This window comes from Zoogloea sp. GDB6, assembly GCF_056724105.1.
Window position 1 is genome coordinate 4,439,881 of sequence record NZ_CM161497.1, and the last position, 16,976, is coordinate 4,456,856.

Sequence of the window (16,976 nt, forward strand, 5' to 3'; positions counted from 1 at the left end):
CATATGCTTGCTGAACACTTCTCCGCCTACACCCAATGGCGCGGCGACGTCGCGACCGGGATCGAGGAGTTGCGCAAATGGTTGCACCTCAATGAAATCGGGGATGCCCAGTCCGATCTGCGCCTGCAATACCTGCTCGACCGCCTGCGCGAAGACAAGCTGATCGTCGCCTTCGTGGCCGAGTTCTCCCGCGGCAAATCCGAACTGATCAACGCGGTGTTCTTCGCCGGCTATGGCAATCGCATCCTGCCGTCCAGTGCCGGACGCACCACCATGTGCCCGACCGAACTGCAATGGAAGGCGGGTGACAAGCCGGAAATCCGGCTGCTGCCCATCGAAAGCCGCAAGACCAACGCCAGCATCACCGAGCTCAAGCGCTATCCAGAGGAGTGGCAGATCCGCCCACTCGACACCAGTTCCGCCGAAAGCCTCCAGCAGGCCCTGGCCCAGGTCGGTGAAACCCGTCTGGTCAGCCGCGCCGAGGCCGACCAGCTGGGTTTCCCGGTCGATGAGAACGGCGATACCGGCCTGCGCCCCGACGCCGCTGGCGAGATCGAAATCCCGCGCTGGCGCCACGCCATCATCCAGTTCCCGCATCCGCTGCTCGAACAGGGACTGGTCATCCTCGACACGCCGGGCCTCAACGCGATCGGTGCCGAACCGGAGCTGACCCTCAACCTGCTGCCCAACGCCCACGCGGTGCTGTTCATCCTGGCCGCCGACACTGGCGTGACCCAGAGCGACCTGGCCGTGTGGCGCGAGCACGTCAACGCCGGCCGCCGCCAGCGTGGCCGTCTGGTGGCCCTCAACAAGATCGACGGTCTGTGGGACGGCCTGCGCAGCGAGGCCGACATCGAACGGGAGATCAGCGGGCAGGTGGCCAGCGTCGCCGATACGCTGGACATCGATCCCAGCCAGGTCTACCCGGTTTCCGCGCAAAAGGGCCTCGTCGCCAAGGTCAACAACGATGAAGACCTGCTCGCCCGCAGCCGCATCGTCGAACTCGAGGAAGCGCTGTCCACCGAGCTGCTGCCGACCAAGCGCGACATCGTGCGCGACAACACCTATGGCGATGTGAACGACATCGTCAATCGCAGCCGCGAACTCCTCAATGCCCGCCTCACCGGCCTGCGCGAGCAGTTGCAGGAACTCACCGACCTGCGCGGCAAGAACCAGAACGTCATCGAATACATGATGCGCAAGGTGCGCTCCGAGAAAGACGAGTTCGAACAGGGCCTGCAGAAGTACTACGCGGTGCGCAGCGTGTTCTCCAACCTGTCGAACAACCTCTTCGGCCACCTGGGCCTCGACGCGCTGCGCGACGAAACCCGGCGCACCCGTGAGGCGATGCTCGACGCTGCCTTCTCCCGTGGCCTGCGCGAAGCGATGAAGGGCTTCTTCGAACACCTGCGCGGCAACCTCCGGAAATCCACCGACGAAGTCGGCGAGATCTCCAAGATGCTCGACGCGATGTACAAGCGCTTCACTGTCGAGCACGGCCTCAAGCTGGCCGCCCCGTCCGCCTTCTCGACGCTGCGCTACGAGAAGGAGATCGAGCGCCTGGAAGAAGCCTTCAACAGCCAGTTCAACACGGTGCTGACCATCGTCACCACCGAAAAGCACACCCTCACGCAGAAGTTCTTCGAAACCGTCGCAGTGCAGGCGCGGCGCACCTTCGAAATAGCCAACCGGGATGCGGAGCAGTGGCTGCGGGCCGTCATGGCGCCGCTGGAAACCCAGGTCCGCGAATACCAGCTGCAGCTCAAGCGCCGCCTGGAAAGCGTCAAGCGCATCCACCAGGCTACCGACACGCTGGAAGACCGGGTCGGCGAGCTTCAGCAGGCCGAAGACCTGCTGGTCCAGCAGCTTCGCCAACTCGACGCGCTGTCCGTGCGTATCGAACACGCCCTCGACATGCCGGCCGACAGTGGCACCGCAGCGGCAGTCCTGGCAGCCTGATAGCAGTGCCGGACCACGGTCCGGCACCAAAAAAACGAAAAGGCCGGGCGCTCCCATCGGAGCGTCCGGCCTTTTTGCATCAGGGCTGAAGCCGCGTCTTACTTTTCAGCGGTCAGCTTGTGAAACTTCTCCATCAGGTCTTCCTTGCTCTCCGGATGCTCCGGATTGAAGGGGATGCAGTCCACCGGACAGACCTGCTGGCACTGGGGCTCGTCGAAGTGGCCGACACACTCGGTACACTTGTTCGGGTCGATCACATAGATCTCTTCACCTTGGGAAATGGCACCATTCGGGCATTCCGGCTCGCAGACGTCGCAGTTGATGCACTCGTCGGTAATCATCAAAGCCATTTTGCTTTACTTCCTTCGTTACTAACTGTTGATCTTCAAACGCAGCCGTTCGAGCACGCCAGGCTGCACAAACTTGCTCACATCGCCACCGAGTCGCGCAATCTCGCGCACCATCGTGGCCGACACGAACATGAACTCGTCGGAGGGGGTCAAAAAAACCGTTTCCACGTCCGGGTAGAGCTTGCGGTTCATGCCGGCCATCTGAAACTCGTACTCGAAATCCGACACCGCACGCAGGCCGCGGAGAATGACGCGCGCACCGTTCTGATGGAGGAAATCCATCAACAGACACGAGAAACCCTTCACCTCCACGTTCGGGTAAGCCGCCAGCACTTCCCTGGCGATCTCGACCCGCTCCTCGACGGTAAAGATCGGCCCCTTGCCACCACTGGTGGCTACGCCGACGATGACCCGCTCGAACAGGCGCGACGCACGCCGCACCAGATCCTCGTGTCCCCGCGTGAAGGGGTCGAAAGTCCCCGGATATACCGCGATGCCGTCCCTCATCCTGCAGCCCTTTCCTGAAACCACGCAGCCGTCAGGCGCAGGCGGCAAAGAGGTGGTAATACACCTGCCCGGCCGTTCCGTGCTTGATTCGCGTCAATCCGTCGATGTTCTCGATCCCGTGCTCCGCTTCCACATAGGCCAGCCCGTCCTTGCTCAGCAGGCCGGGTAGCAGTGGAACGATCCGCTCAATCCAGCCCATCCGGTACGGAGGATCGAGAAACACCACATCGAAGGGCTGGGGCGCGGAGCGCGCGAATTTTAGCGCATCGCCCCGCACAAGCTGTACACACGTTGCCTTTAAGGTTCTTGCGTTGTCGCGCAGGGCTGCGAAAGCCACCGGGTCCTGCTCGACCATTGTCACGCTTTCCGCCCCGCGGGATGCTGCCTCGAAGCCCAGGGCTCCACTGCCGGCAAACAGATCGAGGCAGCGCCGACCGTCGAGTTCCTGCCCCAGCCAGTTGAACAGGGTTTCACGCACCCGGTCCGGCGTGGGGCGCAGGCCCTTGACGGTGCTGACGTCGATCAGGCGCGAGCGCCATTCCCCCCCAATGATGCGGACACGGCTCAAGGCTTGGCCCCCGCTTTCACCGTCGCGGTCTTGTCGCCATCGCCCCCGACCACTACCGTCACCAGGTGGGCCGGCGACACATGGCGCTTGAAGGCCTCACGGATCTGCGCAACGGTCACCGCCTTGATCCGCTCCCGGTAGGTATCCAGGTAATCCAGCGGCAGGCCGAAACCACCAATTACAGCCACCTGCTCCAGCATCTTGCGGTTCGAGTCGAGGCGCAGCGCGAAACCATTGATCAGGTTGTCCTTGGCCGCCTTCAGCTCCGCCTCCGTCGGCCCCTTGGCGAGGAACTCCTCAAGGGTCGCCGACACCACCTTCAAGGCATCGTCGGTCTGGCTGCCCTTGGTCTGCAGGCCGATCTCGAAGGGGCCCACATCGCGCTGGGGCATGAAGTAACTGTAAACACTATAGGCATAGCCGCGCTTCTCGCGCACTTCATTGGTCAGCCGCGAGACGAAGCCGCCGCCACCGAGAATGTAGTTGCCGACCACCAGCGGGAAGAAGTCCGGGTCGCCGCGCCGGATGCCGGGCAGGCCGATGGAGATATGGGCCTGGGCCGAGGGATTCGGCACGCGGATGGTCTGGGCCTGAGGCTGCGTGGTGTTGATCGTCACGGTCGGTGCCTCGCCAGCCGGCAGGCCGCTCGTGAGGCGGGTGGCGATAGCCTCCGCCTCGACCCGCGACACGTCGCCGACGATGCTCACCACGGCCCGCGCGGCGGTGTAATTGCGCTTGTAGAAATCCACCAGGTCTTCGCGTGTGATCGACGACACCGTCTCTACACTCGGTAGACGGCCGTAGGGATGGTCGGGGAACACCGCGGCGGCGAACCGGCGGGACAGGATCGCGTCGGGCTGGGTGTCGGCCTCCTTCAGGCCGGCGATGCTGCGGGCCTTTTCCCGCTCGACGACGGCCGCTGGAAAAGTGGGCTGCTGGATCAGCGTGGCCAGCAGATCGACCGCACCGTTGCGCTCCTCCGGGTTGCTGAGGGTGCGCAGGGACAGGGACGCGCGATCCATGTCGGCGTCGCCGCCGATCTGCACCCCCAGGTCGGCGACACGGTTGGCGATAGCCTCTTCGTCCAGGCCGCCGGCACCGGCGTCGAGCAGAGAGCGGGTCAGCCCCGCGACGCCGGCCTTGCCGGCCGGTACCTCGGCACCGCCGGCACGGAAATCCACCTGCAAATCGACGATGGGCAAGGCATGGCTTTCGACGAAGAACACCTTGGCGCCGCCGGCAGCGGTCCAGGTCTGGATGTTCAGCCCGGCATGGGCCGACAGGGTCGTCAGGGCCAGCGCCAGCGCCGCCCCGAGACGTTGATAACGGGAAATCATCAGAAAATCACCTCGAAAACGGGGGGCGCTCAGTGTTGATGCGGCGCAGTGGCCTTGGCACGGGCCTGGGGATCGACCGGCAGCGGATCGAGTTGGGCGACGGTCAGGGTGTCATCACGGAAGTACTTCCTGGCCACCGCCTGCACCTGCTCCGCAGTCACACCGCGGATGCGCTGCAGCATCAGGTCGTCGTCCTTCCACGACAGGCCGACCATCTCGTCCATGCCGATCTCCATCGCCTGGCCCATCAGCGAATCGCGCTTGAAGACCTGGCCGGCCACCGCCTGGACCTTCACGCGGCGCAATTCCTCGTCCGACACGCCTTCGTTCTGGATGCGCGCGATCTCGGCGCGCAGCGCGGCCTCCACGTCGGCGACCGTCTTGCCGGCGGCCGGCGCCCCATCGAGGATGAACAGGGATTCGCCGCGGGCCGAACCGTCGTAACCGGCACCGGCGGTCACCGCCACGCGGCTGCCGCGCACGATGTCCTTCGCCAGGCGGGCGCCTTCGTAGCCGTCCAGCACGGCAGCCAGCACCTGCAGCGCGTAGTAGTCGTCGTCACCCTTCACGTCACGCAGCGTCGGCGCTCGCCAAGCCAGCGCCACATAGGGCAGTTCGGCCGGCGCCTTCACCACGGTCCGCCGCGGCCCGGTCTGCTCCGGCTCGACAAGCGGCTTGCGCACCGGCAGCGGACGGCTCTTCACCTGGCCGTAGGTGCGCTCAGCCGCCTTGAAGACCGCCTTGTGATCCACGTCGCCCACCACCACCAGGGTCGCGTTGTTGGGCACGTACCAACGCTGATACCACTCGCGGGCATCGCGGGCGGTCATGTGGTCCAGATCGCTCATCCAGCCGATGATCGGCCGGCGGTAGGGATGGGCCTGGAAGGCGGTGGCCATCAGCTGCTCGATGACCAACGCGCGCGGCTTGTCGTCGGTGCGCAGGCGGCGCTCTTCCTTGACGACCTCGATCTCCTTGCTGAAACCGGCCTCGGTCACCTGCAGATTGGCCATACGGTCGGCCTCCAGCGCCATCATGCGGCCCAGCCCCTCCTTCGGCACCTGCTGGAAATAGGCCGTGTAATCCTGGCTGGTGAATGCGTTGTCCCGTCCGCCAACTGCGGCGACGAGCTTGTTGAACTCACCGGGCCCGACCTTTTTGGTGCCCTTGAACATCATGTGTTCGAGCAGATGGGCCACCCCGGAGGTGCCATCCACCTCGTCCATCGCGCCCACCCGGTACCACACCATATGCACCACCGACGGCGCCCGCTTGTCTTCCTTGACGATCAACTTCATTCCATTCGGAAGCACGCTCTCGTAGGGATTGGCCCAGGCCGGGGCGGCCAGCGCCACGGAAAGGACGACAGCGGACGAGGCGATCCGCAAACTGCGTTTCATCATAGGCTGTTGAAGCATCTGGTAAAATTGAAGAACGATGGCCGCGGGCCGGCGTGTGGCGCGGCATCATAGCGGCATTCCGACGACCCGGCCAACCGGACATGACGGGCCTTTTCACCCCATGCGCCGGTCCGATCGACCCACATTCAGACTCAGCACCCCATGTTTGGTTTCCTCAAGAAAGCCCTCAAGCCCGGCGACAGCCCGGCCCCGGCCCCCGAAGCGCCAGCCGCTGCGCCGCAGGCGGACATCCCCGCCACGCCCGCACCGCAAGCGCCGGTGCCGCCCCCGGCACCCGTTGCCGCAGCCCCGGCGCCCGAGCCCGAAAAGAAGCGCTCCTGGATGGACCGCCTGCGCGCCGGCCTGTCCCGCACCCGCGAACAGATCGGCGGCGGCCTCGGCAACCTGACCAGCCTGTTCTCCCGCCGCAAGATCGACGAGGACCTCCTCGAAGAACTCGAAACCACGCTACTGATGGCCGACTGCGGCGTCGAGGCCACCCAGCACCTGCTGAAGGAGCTGCGCCTGCGCTGGAAGCGCGACAAGCTGGAAACCGCCGACCAGCTGCAGGGCGCCCTCGCCGAAGGCCTGCTGTCCATCCTCGCGCCCCTCGAACAGCCCCTCGAGATCAGCGGCCACAAGCCCTACATCATCATGATCGCGGGCGTGAACGGCTCCGGTAAAACCACCTCCATCGGCAAGCTGGCCAAGCATTTCCAGAATCAGGGCAAGAGCGTGCTGCTCGCCGCCGGCGACACCTTCCGCGCCGCCGCCCGCGAACAGCTGATGACCTGGGGCGAACGCAACGGGGTGGCCGTCATCGCCCAGGAATCCGGCGACCCAGCCGCCGTGGTCTTCGATGCCATCAACGCCGCCCGCGCCCGCAACATCGACATCGTGCTGGCCGACACCGCCGGCCGCCTGCCCACCCAGCTGCACCTGATGGAAGAAATCGCCAAGGTCCGCCGGGTCGTCCAGAAGGCCGAACCCTCCGGCCCCCATGAAGTGCTGCTGGTGCTGGATGCCAACATCGGGCAGAACGCTCTGCAGCAGGTCAAGGCCTTCGACGCCGCCATCGGCGTCACCGGCCTGGTCCTCACCAAGCTCGACGGCACCGCCAAGGGCGGTGTGGTCGCCGCCATCGCCCGCCAGAGCCCGAAACCGCTGCGCTTTATCGGCGTCGGCGAGCAGATCGACGACCTGCAGACCTTCCGCGCCAAGGAATTCGTGGACGCCCTGTTCACGCCGGTCGGTGGCGCCACCGAGCAGGCCGACTGACCCGAACTGCCGCACGTCATATGCGACGTGCACCGCCCCGCGTTCTCGCCTATTCTTCCGGAATGACGGGGCGGACCTGACGGACAACAAACCACGCCCCTCCCTGCCGCGGAGAGACGTGGATGCAGCCAGCCCCCGACGCCCGCCCGATCAACCGGGCGGCGCACCTTGCCGACACGCCAGCCTCCCCTTTTCCGCTGGCCAGCTGGCTGCGCATCGGCCTGCTGCTGTTCACCGCCCAGGCCCTCGCGCTCAGCTTGCAGGCGCTGCTGCTGCTCCATAAAGAGCACGACCTGCTGGTCGGCATCACCGTCTCCCGCATCGCCATCGCCGCGGACCAGGTCCAGGCCACCTTCCAGCGCAGTTCCACCAACGGCCTGCTCCTCGCCGAGTCGGCCGGCATCCGCCGCCTGCTGCCCCGCCTGCAGACGGAAGACCCGGACATCCGGGCCATCCATGTCGTCGCGGCGGACGGAGTTTCCCTATTCAGCAGCGGAGCGCCGTCACGCTCCCCGGAACGGGGCGAACTCGATGCCATCCTCAAGAGCAAGGGAGCGTGGTCGCAACTGCCGGAGCAAGGACAGCTACGGGTCGGGCTGCGCCTGGCCGACAACGACGGAGAAGTCGTCGGCGGCGTGCTCTTCGACGTCGATGCCGGCGCCCTATCGGACACCCTGCAGGCCGCCCGCCATGCCGCCTGGCCCCGCCTGCTCACCACGTTGGCGGGAGTCGCCGTCGCGCTGCCTCTGCTGCTGGCAGCAGCGGCGCGCTGGGGCAGCACAAAGGCAAGACTGCGCCTGCGCATCCTCGCCGCCGCTCTGCTGCTCGCCGTCGCCAGCAGCCTGGCCCTCAGCGTTCAGACACTGCCGAGCTTTTCCGAACGCCTGCATCCCGCCCTGGATGCCAAGGCGCACATTCTGGCGGGCACACTGGCCGGGCGGATCTCCACCGCGCTCGCCCTCGGCATCCCCTTCGAACACCTGAACGGCGTCGAGACCTACTTCGACGACGCCCTCACCCGCCACCCCGAGATCCTGTCCCTGCACCTGCAAGGCCCTGCCCACAGCTACCTGCGCGAACATCCCGGCGAGCCCGGCCACAGCGTCGAGGCCGCCGTCAGCGGCCCGGACGGCCAGCCGCTGGCCCGGCTGACAGCCCGCACCGACGGCCACGTGGTCCATCGGGAGATGCTCAGCCAGGCCGTCGACCTGGCCATCGTGTTCCTCGTCGCCGTCGTGCTGTTCAACGAAACCCTCGGCGCAATCCTCGCCGGCGACCACATCGACCCGGCCTCCGTCGGCCGCGGACGTCTCGGCCTGGCGCGGCTGGCGGTGTTCCTGCTGATCCTGTCCGAAGAGCTGACCCGCGCCTTCCTGCCGCTGCACATCGCCGGCCTGGCCCAGGCGGCCGGCGAACACGGGGCCACGGCAATCGGCCTGCCGATCTCCGCCTACATGGCGAGCTTCGCCCTCCTGACCCCCTTCGCCGGCCGTTGGGGCGAGCGCTTCGGCACTGCCCACACCTTCGCCGCCGGCGCCGCGCTGTCCGCCGCCGGCTTCGGCTGGGCGCTGGCCGGTGGCGGCTATACGGCCTTCGTCGCGGCCCGCTGCCTGTGCGCAGCGGGCTACGCCATCGGGACGATGGCGATGCAGCAGCATTTCCTGCGCGCCGCGGCGGACGGCGAGCGGGCCCGCGCGCTCGCGCTGTTCGTCGGCGCAGTGCAGACGGCGGCAATCTGCGGCGCCCCGATCGGCGGCCTGCTGGCCGAACAGTTCGGCGCCGCCGCGGTCTTTGCCGGCGCCGTCGGCATGAGCCTGCTGGCCCTGCTCGTGCAGCGCCTGGACCGCAGCCCGCCAGCCCCAGCCACGCCCAATACATCCCCACCGCTACTCCAACTGCTGCTCCAGCGCCGGATTCTGGCCCCGCTGCTGACCGCCGCGCTGCCGGCCAAACTGGCCCTCGCCGGCTTCCTGTTCTATCTGGTCCCGCTGGCGCTGCAACAGGAAGGCTTCGGCAGCGGGTCGACCGGCAGGGCCATGATGATGTATTTTCTTCTGGTTGCCGCCAGCAACCCGTTGGCATCCTGGCTGGCTGACCACTACGGTTGGGAAAGAGGCCTGGTCGCCGTCGGCGGGCTGGTGATCGGACTCGGTGGCCTGGCCGGCCTGCTCGGCGGCGCCCCGGCATTGTTCGCCGGCATCGCCGCCCTCGGCATCGGCACCGGCCTGTCCGCTGCCGCGTTGCAGGCCATGCTCGGACGCAGCGGTCCCGCAGCGGTGGTCTTGCTGCGCACTGTCGAACGCCTCGGCGCGGTGATCGGTCCGCTGCTGGCCGGCAGCCTGCTGACGCTGGCGGCCTATGGCGGCGTGATGGCAACGATAGGCGCGCTGGTCATCGGCGCCACCCTCGGATTTGTGCTCCTCCGGCCCCAGGAAAGGAACGCCGCGTGAACGTCCCGCTTCGCCTGCTGTTCGCCATCGCCGCATCGGCCGTCGGCCTGCTCGCCCCGCTGCCGGCCAGCGCGAAGCCGGCGACGGAGGCCGCCCCCTACCGCATCACGATGCTGCTGTTCCGCGGCTGCGAGGAAGCCTGCCGCGGCTTCCAGGCCTATTTCCGCCAGCACGGCATCGCCGCCGAGTTCACGCTGCGCGATGCCGCCCAGGACAAGCGCCGCGTCGCCGCCTTCGTGGACGAGATCCACCGCGACAAGCCGGACCTGGTCGTAACCTGGGGCACGACCGTCACGCAGGAGGCGGTCGGCGACTGGCGGCACATCGATCCCCGGCGCCACATCACCGACCGGCCGGTGCTCTTCATGATCGTCTCCGATCCGGTCGCGGCCGGCATCGTGCCCGCGCTGACCCGCCCGCGCCGCAACGTCAGCGGCACGCTCTACCTGCTGCCGGTGGAGACCCAGATCAAGGCCGCCCGCAGCTACCTGGATTTCAAGCGGATCGGCTACATCCTCAACGAGACCGAATCCAACTCGGTCAGCACCCGCGACGAGCTCCGCAGCCTCGCCGCCAGCCACGGCTTCACGCTGGTCGAGCGGCGGCTGCCGGTGTCCCCGTCCGGCACGCCGGACGGCAACGCGCTGCCGGGGCTGGTGGACGAGCTCGCGCGCGAGAAGGTGGACCTTCTCTACCAGGGCCCCGACAGTTTCCTCAACAGTCGCCGGGACGCCCTCACCGATGGCGCACTGGCCCGCGGCCTGCCCGTCTTCGCCGCCGCCGAAGCGCCGGTACAGCAATCCCGCGCACTGTTCGGCGTGGTCAACAAGTACGAGGACGTTGGACGCTTCACCGCGGTCCAGGCGCTACGCATCCTTCGCGACAAGACTGCGCCGGCGGACATCCCGGTGACGCTGCCGCGCAACTTCTCCTACTTGATCAACCTGCCGGTCGCCCTCCAGCTCGGCCGCTACCCACCCCTCAAGCTGCTCGACGTCGCCGAGATCGTCGGCATCGACAGCGGAGAACACTGACATGCGCATCCTGGTCTGCTCGAAGCGGGATCTTCACGGCCTGCATTTTCTCAATCGCCTGCTGCCGGCCCTGGCCGGCCACCAGGTGCAGGAAGTCTGGCTGTCGGACAAGACCCGCGATTCGGAAAACGCAGTGCCGGGCCTGGTCGCGCTACGCTTCCTTGAGCGAACGCTGCCGGAGGAACTGGTCTTCCCGCTGGTCGACGCGCTGCCGTCGGGCTCGGACGCGGCCGAAGCCACCTTCGCCGGCCTGGCCGAGCGCTACAAACTGCCCATCCAGGTGGTCGGCGACGTGAACGGCCATGCCGCCCGCGAGCGGATGGCGGCGCTGGAACCGGACCTGGTCATCTCCGCCCGCTTCAGCCTGCTCTTCGACGCCGACACCATCGCCATCCCGCGCTTCGGCATGCTCAACGTCCACCCCGGCGAACTGCCGATCTATGCCGGCCTGCACGCCCCGCTGCGCGCTGTGCTGGACGGCGCCGACGCCTTCGCCTGCAGCGTCCACTGGATCACCCCGGGCATCGATGACGGCCCTCTGCTGGGCGTCCACCGCCATCCCATCGAAACTCGGCGCTGCCTGCTCAGCCAGGTGCGCGAGCTCTACCCACTGGCCATCCCGACGCTGCGCGCGGTCATCGACGAATGCGCCGCCGGGCGCCGCCCCGCCGGCCAGCCGCAGGACCGCCGGCAACGGCGCTACCGCTCGATGCCCAGCGCCGACGAGTTCGCCCACCTGGAAAGCCTCGGCCTGCAGCTGTGGTGTCCGGTCACCTACGCGGGCTGGCTGCAACGCTTCGTACCCCCTGGCCAGTCCATCCCCCTCCCGCCGGCGATCGCCCGATGAGCTTCGAGCGGCAGGTCTTCATCAGCTACGCCCACCTGGACAACCAGCCGCTGACGGCCGACCAGCTGGGCTGGGTGAGCCTGTTCCACAGCACCCTGCAGACCCTCCTCAGCCAGCGCCTGGGGGCACCGGTCGACATCTGGCGCGATGACAAGCTGCGCGGCAACGACGTGTTCTCCGACGAGATCCTCGACCAGCTGTCGCGCACCGCCCTGTTCGTGTCGGTACTGACACCCCGCTACCTGAAGTCAGAGTGGTGCACCCGCGAGATCACCAAGTTCTGCCAGCAGGCCGAAAGCGAACACCGCCTGGTGGTCGGCAACAAGGCCCGCGTCATCAAGGTACTCAAGCTGCCGATCGACGGCAGCGGAACGCTGCCCGAGGCCATCGGCCAGCTGCTCGGCTACGAGTTCTTCGAGTTCGACGAAGACCGCACACCCCGCGAGCTGGACCCCGCCTACGGCGACCAGCCCCGCCAGGCCTTCCTGCGCAAGGCCAACAAGCTCGCCTGGGATCTGGCCGCCCAGCTCGAACAACTCCAGCAGCAGCCCGCCGCCAACGACGCCGTCGGCACCGACAACGCCACCAAGCCCGCCATCTTCCTCGCCGAATGCAGCCGCGACCGCCGCGACGCCCGCGAGTGCATCGAGGCGGAACTGACCTGTTGCGGCTACACCGTGCTGCCCAACCGGCGCCTGCCGGACGACGAGGACGAACACCGGGCCGCGGTCGCGGAACTGCTGGAGCGCAGTGCGCTATCGATCCACCTCATCGGCGAAGGCTACGGGCGCGTACCGGACGGCGACAGCGGCGAGTCCGTCGTCGTGCAGCAGAACCGTCTGGCCGCCGAGCGCAGCCGCCAGGCCGGCCTGCGCCGGGTGATCTGGCTCCCGGCCGGCACCGCGGCCACCCAGCCGACCCAGCAAGCCTTCATCGATGCACTGCAGCAGGATGCCGTACTGCAACTGGGCGCCGATCTGGTGAACGGCGACCTGGAAACCCTCAAGGCCGCCATCCACGCCGCGCTGAAGCAGCCCGAGGCTCCCCCCGAAACATCGGCCGAAGACGCTACCACCAGTGCACTGCGGGTCCACCTGCTGTGCGACGCCCGCGACCGCAAGGACAGCGTCCCGCTCATCAAGCAGCTGCGCGGGCTGGGCCTCGACGTCACACTACCGCTGTTCGCCGGCGACGCCGCGGAGGTTCGCGAAGCCAACCGCCAGCGCGCCCTCGACTGCGACGCGCTGATCCTCTACTACGGGGCCGGCGACGAGACCTGGAAGTACCACCAGGAAAACGAGCTGCGCAAACTGCAGGGGCAGGACCGCCAGCGCCCGTTGCGCGCCCGCTTCACGCTGCTCGCACCGCCGCTCAGCGACGACAAGGAAGTGCTGCAGGCCCTCGCCGATGCGGACACCCTCGACGGCCTGAACGGCATCGCCCCGCAGGCGCTGACGCCCCTCGTGACCGCTCTCGACCTGGAGGTGACGTCGTGAGCCAGGCTGGCGTACCGACCTGCCCCTACCCGGGCATCCGTCCCTTCCGGGAGGACGAGGAATACCTGTTCTTCGGCCGCGAAGCCCAGGTGGACGCGATGGTGGACACCCTCGCCCGCCAGCGCTTTCTGGCCGTCATCGGCAGTTCCGGCTGCGGCAAATCCTCCCTCGTCAATTGCGGCCTGCGCCCGGCCCTGCACCGGGGCCTGCTGGCGAGTGCCGGCAGCGCGTGGCGGATGGCCAGCTGCCGGCCCGGCGGCCAGCCCCTGCGTGCGCTGGCCGAAGCCCTCGCCCAGCCCGGCGCACTGCATCAGGCGGCACCACCGGGGCCGTTCAGCGCCGCTGAGCTCATCGAAGCCACGCTCGCGATGAGCCGCCGCGGCCTCATCGACGCCTACCGGCAAGCCGCATTGCCCGCGGGCACGCAACTGCTGGTGGTGGTGGACCAGTTCGAGGAGCTGTTCCGCTACCGCAACCTGGGCGAGCAGCAGGATGACCAGGCCACCGCCTTCGTCAATCTGCTGCTCGAAGCCCGCCTGGCGGACGTGCCGATCCACGTGGTCATGACGATGCGCTCCGACTTCCTCGGCGACTGCGCGCACTTCACCGGCCTGCCGGAGGCCATCAACGGCGGCCAGTACCTGGTGCCGCGGATGAGCCGCGCCGAACGCCGCTCCGCCATCGTCGGGCCGGCGCGGGTCTTCGGCGCCGACATCGCGCCGACGCTGCTGACCCGCCTGGTCAACGACGTGGGCGACGACCCGGACCAGCTCTCCCTGCTCCAGCATGCCCTCGCGCGCACCTGGGCCCGCTGGCTGGCCAGCGGCGACGCGAGCCCCATCGACGGCCGCCACTACGACGCCATCGGCACCCTCGCTCAGGCCCTCAACCTGCATGCCGAGGAGATTTACGCCGGCCTGCCGGCGGCGCAACAGGCCACCTGCGCCCGCGCCTTCCGCGCACTGACCGACACCAGCACCGACAGCCGCGGCATCCGCCGGCCGACCCGCTTCGGCGATCTGGCCGCCATCGCCGGAGCCGACGCCGCCGAACTGGACGCCACGCTGGCACCGTTCCGGGCACCCGGCGTGGCCTTCCTGATGCCCCCCGCCGATGTCCTGCTGCAGGCCGGCAGCATCGTGGACCTGGCCCATGAAAGCCTGATGCGCATCTGGGATCGCCTGCGCGACTGGGGTGCGCGGGAGGCCGAATCGGCGCGCATGCTGCGCCGCCTGGCCGACGCCGCCGACCTCCATGCCGCCGGCGAAGCCAGCCTGTGGCGCGACCCGGAACTACAGTTCGCCCTCGACTGGCAGGCCCGCGCGCAACCGACCCCGGCCTGGGCCCGGCAGTACGGCCGCGCCCTCGAACCCGCGCTGGCCTTTCTCGACGCCAGCCGCCGGGCCCGCGACGAAGCCACCGCCGCCGAACAGGCGCGGGAGGCCGCCGAAAGGCGTGTGGAGGCCGACCAGCGCCGCAACCAGCGGGTGTGGCGCGTCACCGTCGTCGCCATCGTCGCCGCCACGCTGGTCGCCGGCATCACCGGCTTCCTGTGGCAGCGCGCCGAGAAAGCCGGCGAGATCGCGCTGTCCCGCCAACTGGCGGCCGAATCCTCCAGCGAGCTGGCCGCCGGCAACCTGGCCGGCGCGCTGCAGCTGGCCGCCGCCAGCTACCAGCGCGAACCGACCTTCGAAGCCCGCGACAGCCTGCTCGCCGCCCTCGCCCAATCGCCTCTCGACTGGTGGCAGGCCGGCCAGAAAGGCGTACAGGCACTCGCCGTCAGCCCCGACGGACAGCTCGTCGCCAGTGGTGGCAAGGACGGCAGCATCCGGCTGTGGCGTGGCGGCAACGTCGTCGCCACTCTGCAGGCCCACGCCAATGCCGTGCTGGCCCTCGACTTCAGCCCCGACGGCCAGACCCTCGCCAGCGCCGACGCCGATCACCGCGTCGTGCTATGGCAGGTTTCCGAGCGTCGCGCCCGCGTGATCCTCGACGACCACGAAGGCCCGGTGCATGCCCTTGTCTTCAGCCCGGACGGTCACCGCCTCGCCAGCGCAGGCGCCGATCACCGCGTCGTGCTATGGCAGGTTTCCGAGCGTCGCGCCCGCGTGATCCTCGACGACCACGAAGGCCCGGTGCATGCCCTTGTCTTCAGCCCGGACGGTCACCGCCTCGCCAGCGCAGGCGCCGACCGGCGCATCGTGCTGCGCGACGGTCTCACCGGCGCGCCGCTGGGCAGCCCGCTGCTGGCCCACGCGGACACCATCACCGGCCTGGCCTTCAGCCCCGATGGAGAATCCCTGGCCTCGGTGGGCTACGACGGCAACCTGTTCCTGTGGCGCCTCGACGGCAGCAGCACCCCACTCGCCCGCGCCAGCCACCCCGCCGTGCTGCATGACGTGGCCTTTTCACCGGACGGCAAGACCCTCGCCACCGCCAGCGCGGACCGGCACGTGCTGCTGTGGCAGGCGCCCCGCCTGATCCAGCTCGGCGACCCGCTCGGCGGCTACGAAGCCGGGGTGCGCAAACTGTCCTTCAGCCCCGACGGACGGCACATCGTGGCGGTGGGCGAGCAGCGCCAGGTGCGTGTCCATGACCTCACCCAGCCCGGCCGCGCCGCCCTGGAGCGCCCCGGCCACACAGGCGATGCGCTGGCCGTGCAGTTCATGCCCGACGGCAGTTTTCTCACCGGCGGCAGCGACGACCTGTTGATCCGCCACGACACGAGCGGCCACGGCCCGCTGAGCAAACCGCTGACCTCCACGAAGGATACCGTGTGGGCGCTGGCCTTCAGCCCCGACGGGCGGCGCCTGGTCAGCGCCGATGCCCGGGCCCGCCTGCAATGGCGCGACGGGAACAGCGGCGCTCCGGTCGGCGCCCCCCGTGACGGCCACACCGCGCTGGTCAGCAGCCTGGCCTTCAGCCCCGACGACCGGCACCTCGCCAGCGCCGGCCAGGACGGGCGCCTGCTGTTATGGGATGCGGATGGAGACAGGCCGCCGCGCCCCCTGCTGACGGACGGAGCAGCGCTGCAGCGGGCGATCTTCAGCCCCGATGGGCAGCTCCTCGCAGCCGGCGGGCGGGATGGGCGCATCCACCTGTGGAAGATGCCCGCCGCCACGCCACTGCAAGAGCAGCTGGAACACGGCGGCCCAATCGCCAGCCTGAGCTTCTCTTCAGACTCACGGCGTCTCGTCAGCGTCGGCTACGACGGCCGGGCCAGCGTATGGGACAGTCGCGACGGACGACAACTCGCCAGCCAGGCCGCGGCCGGCAGCGGCGCCCTGTACGGCACGGCCTGGCTACCCGGCGGTGGACAACTCCTCATCGCCAGCCAGCAACAGGGGCTGCTGCGCTGGAATGCCGACGCAAGCCCCTCCACACCGCTCGGCAGCGCAGGGGGCACGCTGCTTGGCCTGGCCCTTTCTCCGGACGGCCAGACCCTGGCCGGCTTCGATCGGCAGGGCCGGCTACGCCTGTGGGACACGGCCACCGGCCAGGCCCTGCACGCCCCCCTCCTCCACCACGGCAGCCCCATCCTGGCCTTGGCCTGGCAGCCAAACGGCCTGGGCCTCGCCTCGGCAGACTGGCAGGGTGGCATCACCCTCTCCAGCGGCACGCCCTCCGAATGGGTCCGCCTGGCATGCTCGCTGATCGGCCGGATCCCGCCCCCCGTCACCGGGCGCCCGCTTTCCGCCTGTCCACCCACGCCATCGCTCCGCCCTTGACATAGGCAAGACTGCATCTAAT

At 68.5% G+C, this 16,976-nt stretch carries 12 protein-coding genes; 7 read left to right on the forward strand and 5 right to left on the reverse strand.

The genetic code is table 11. The features are described from left to right. Positions 1 to 3: 3 nt before the first annotated feature. Positions 4 to 1,959, forward strand: coding sequence for a dynamin family protein (locus tag AC1PQG_RS20290; protein WP_481123035.1), 1,956 nt, complete (start codon positions 4 to 6; stop codon positions 1,957 to 1,959). A gap of 98 nt (positions 1,960 to 2,057) precedes the next feature. Here the strand turns inward: AC1PQG_RS20290 and AC1PQG_RS20295 are convergent, their stop codons facing one another. Genes AC1PQG_RS20295 through AC1PQG_RS20315 form a run of 5 tightly spaced genes read right to left on the reverse strand, consistent with a single transcriptional unit; the run spans position 2,058 to position 6,121 of the window. Beyond that, positions 2,058 to 2,309 (reverse strand): YfhL family 4Fe-4S dicluster ferredoxin, encoded by a 252-nt coding sequence (locus tag AC1PQG_RS20295; protein WP_481117448.1) that lies wholly within the window; start codon positions 2,307 to 2,309, stop codon positions 2,058 to 2,060. Positions 2,310 to 2,330: 21 nt separating this feature from the next. Beyond that, positions 2,331 to 2,816 (reverse strand): pantetheine-phosphate adenylyltransferase, encoded by a 486-nt coding sequence (coaD, locus tag AC1PQG_RS20300; RefSeq protein WP_481119570.1) that lies wholly within the window; start codon positions 2,814 to 2,816, stop codon positions 2,331 to 2,333. A 31-nt stretch (positions 2,817 to 2,847) separates the two neighbouring features. Next, positions 2,848 to 3,384, reverse strand: a complete 537-nt coding sequence (gene rsmD, locus AC1PQG_RS20305; protein ID WP_481119571.1) for a 16S rRNA (guanine(966)-N(2))-methyltransferase RsmD — start codon at positions 3,382 to 3,384, stop codon at positions 2,848 to 2,850. Next, positions 3,381 to 4,721 carry a M16 family metallopeptidase gene (locus AC1PQG_RS20310; protein ID WP_481119572.1) on the reverse strand — a complete coding sequence of 447 codons (1,341 nt, stop codon included), beginning with the start codon at positions 4,719 to 4,721 and terminating at the stop codon, positions 3,381 to 3,383. Before AC1PQG_RS20310 ends, rsmD begins: the two co-directional genes overlap by 4 nt. 29 nt (positions 4,722 to 4,750) lie before the next feature. Beyond that, positions 4,751 to 6,121, reverse strand: coding sequence for a M16 family metallopeptidase (locus AC1PQG_RS20315; protein ID WP_481119573.1), 1,371 nt, complete (start codon positions 6,119 to 6,121; stop codon positions 4,751 to 4,753). 162 nt (positions 6,122 to 6,283) lie between these two features. Between AC1PQG_RS20315 and ftsY the strand changes: the two genes are divergently transcribed. From ftsY to AC1PQG_RS20345, 6 genes are all read left to right on the forward strand, one after another. Continuing rightward, positions 6,284 to 7,399 (forward strand): signal recognition particle-docking protein FtsY, encoded by a 1,116-nt coding sequence (gene ftsY, locus AC1PQG_RS20320; RefSeq protein ID WP_481119574.1) that lies wholly within the window; start codon positions 6,284 to 6,286, stop codon positions 7,397 to 7,399. Between the two features lie 122 nt (positions 7,400 to 7,521). Further along, entirely contained in the window at positions 7,522 to 9,849 is a 2,328-nt protein-coding gene (locus AC1PQG_RS20325) for an MFS transporter (RefSeq protein ID WP_481119575.1), read from the forward strand. Then, a complete protein-coding gene (locus AC1PQG_RS20330; protein ID WP_481119576.1) occupies positions 9,846 to 10,883 on the forward strand; it encodes an ABC transporter substrate-binding protein in 1,038 nt (345 codons plus the stop codon). The genes AC1PQG_RS20325 and AC1PQG_RS20330 overlap by 4 nt, the downstream gene beginning before the upstream one ends. A gap of 1 nt (position 10,884) precedes the next feature. After that, complete coding sequence (locus AC1PQG_RS20335; RefSeq protein WP_481119577.1) at positions 10,885 to 11,730, forward strand: formyltransferase family protein; 846 nt, start codon at positions 10,885 to 10,887, stop codon at positions 11,728 to 11,730. Further along, complete coding sequence (locus tag AC1PQG_RS20340; RefSeq protein WP_481119578.1) at positions 11,727 to 13,226, forward strand: TIR domain-containing protein; 1,500 nt, start codon at positions 11,727 to 11,729, stop codon at positions 13,224 to 13,226. Before AC1PQG_RS20335 ends, AC1PQG_RS20340 begins: the two co-directional genes overlap by 4 nt. Then, on the forward strand, positions 13,223 to 16,954 hold the full coding sequence (locus AC1PQG_RS20345) for an nSTAND1 domain-containing NTPase (RefSeq protein ID WP_481119579.1): 3,732 nt from the start codon (positions 13,223 to 13,225) through the stop codon (positions 16,952 to 16,954). The genes AC1PQG_RS20340 and AC1PQG_RS20345 overlap by 4 nt, the downstream gene beginning before the upstream one ends. The last annotated feature ends 22 nt before the right edge of the window (positions 16,955 to 16,976 follow it).

Excerpts from the sequence above, each read along its gene's own strand:
- AC1PQG_RS20290 (WP_481123035.1), top strand. The coding sequence starts at position 4 with ATGCTTGCTGAACACTTCTCCGCCTACACCCAATGGCGCGGCGACGTC.
- AC1PQG_RS20295 (WP_481117448.1), bottom strand. The coding sequence starts at position 2,309 with ATGGCTTTGATGATTACCGACGAGTGCATCAACTGCGACGTCTGCGAG.
- coaD (WP_481119570.1), bottom strand. The coding sequence starts at position 2,816 with ATGAGGGACGGCATCGCGGTATATCCGGGGACTTTCGACCCCTTCACG.
- AC1PQG_RS20310 (WP_481119572.1), bottom strand. The coding sequence starts at position 4,721 with ATGATTTCCCGTTATCAACGTCTCGGGGCGGCGCTGGCGCTGGCCCTG.
- AC1PQG_RS20315 (WP_481119573.1), bottom strand. The coding sequence starts at position 6,121 with ATGAAACGCAGTTTGCGGATCGCCTCGTCCGCTGTCGTCCTTTCCGTG.
- ftsY (WP_481119574.1), top strand. The coding sequence starts at position 6,284 with ATGTTTGGTTTCCTCAAGAAAGCCCTCAAGCCCGGCGACAGCCCGGCC.
- AC1PQG_RS20325 (WP_481119575.1), top strand. The coding sequence starts at position 7,522 with ATGCAGCCAGCCCCCGACGCCCGCCCGATCAACCGGGCGGCGCACCTT.
- AC1PQG_RS20335 (WP_481119577.1), top strand. The coding sequence starts at position 10,885 with ATGCGCATCCTGGTCTGCTCGAAGCGGGATCTTCACGGCCTGCATTTT.
- AC1PQG_RS20340 (WP_481119578.1), top strand. The coding sequence starts at position 11,727 with ATGAGCTTCGAGCGGCAGGTCTTCATCAGCTACGCCCACCTGGACAAC.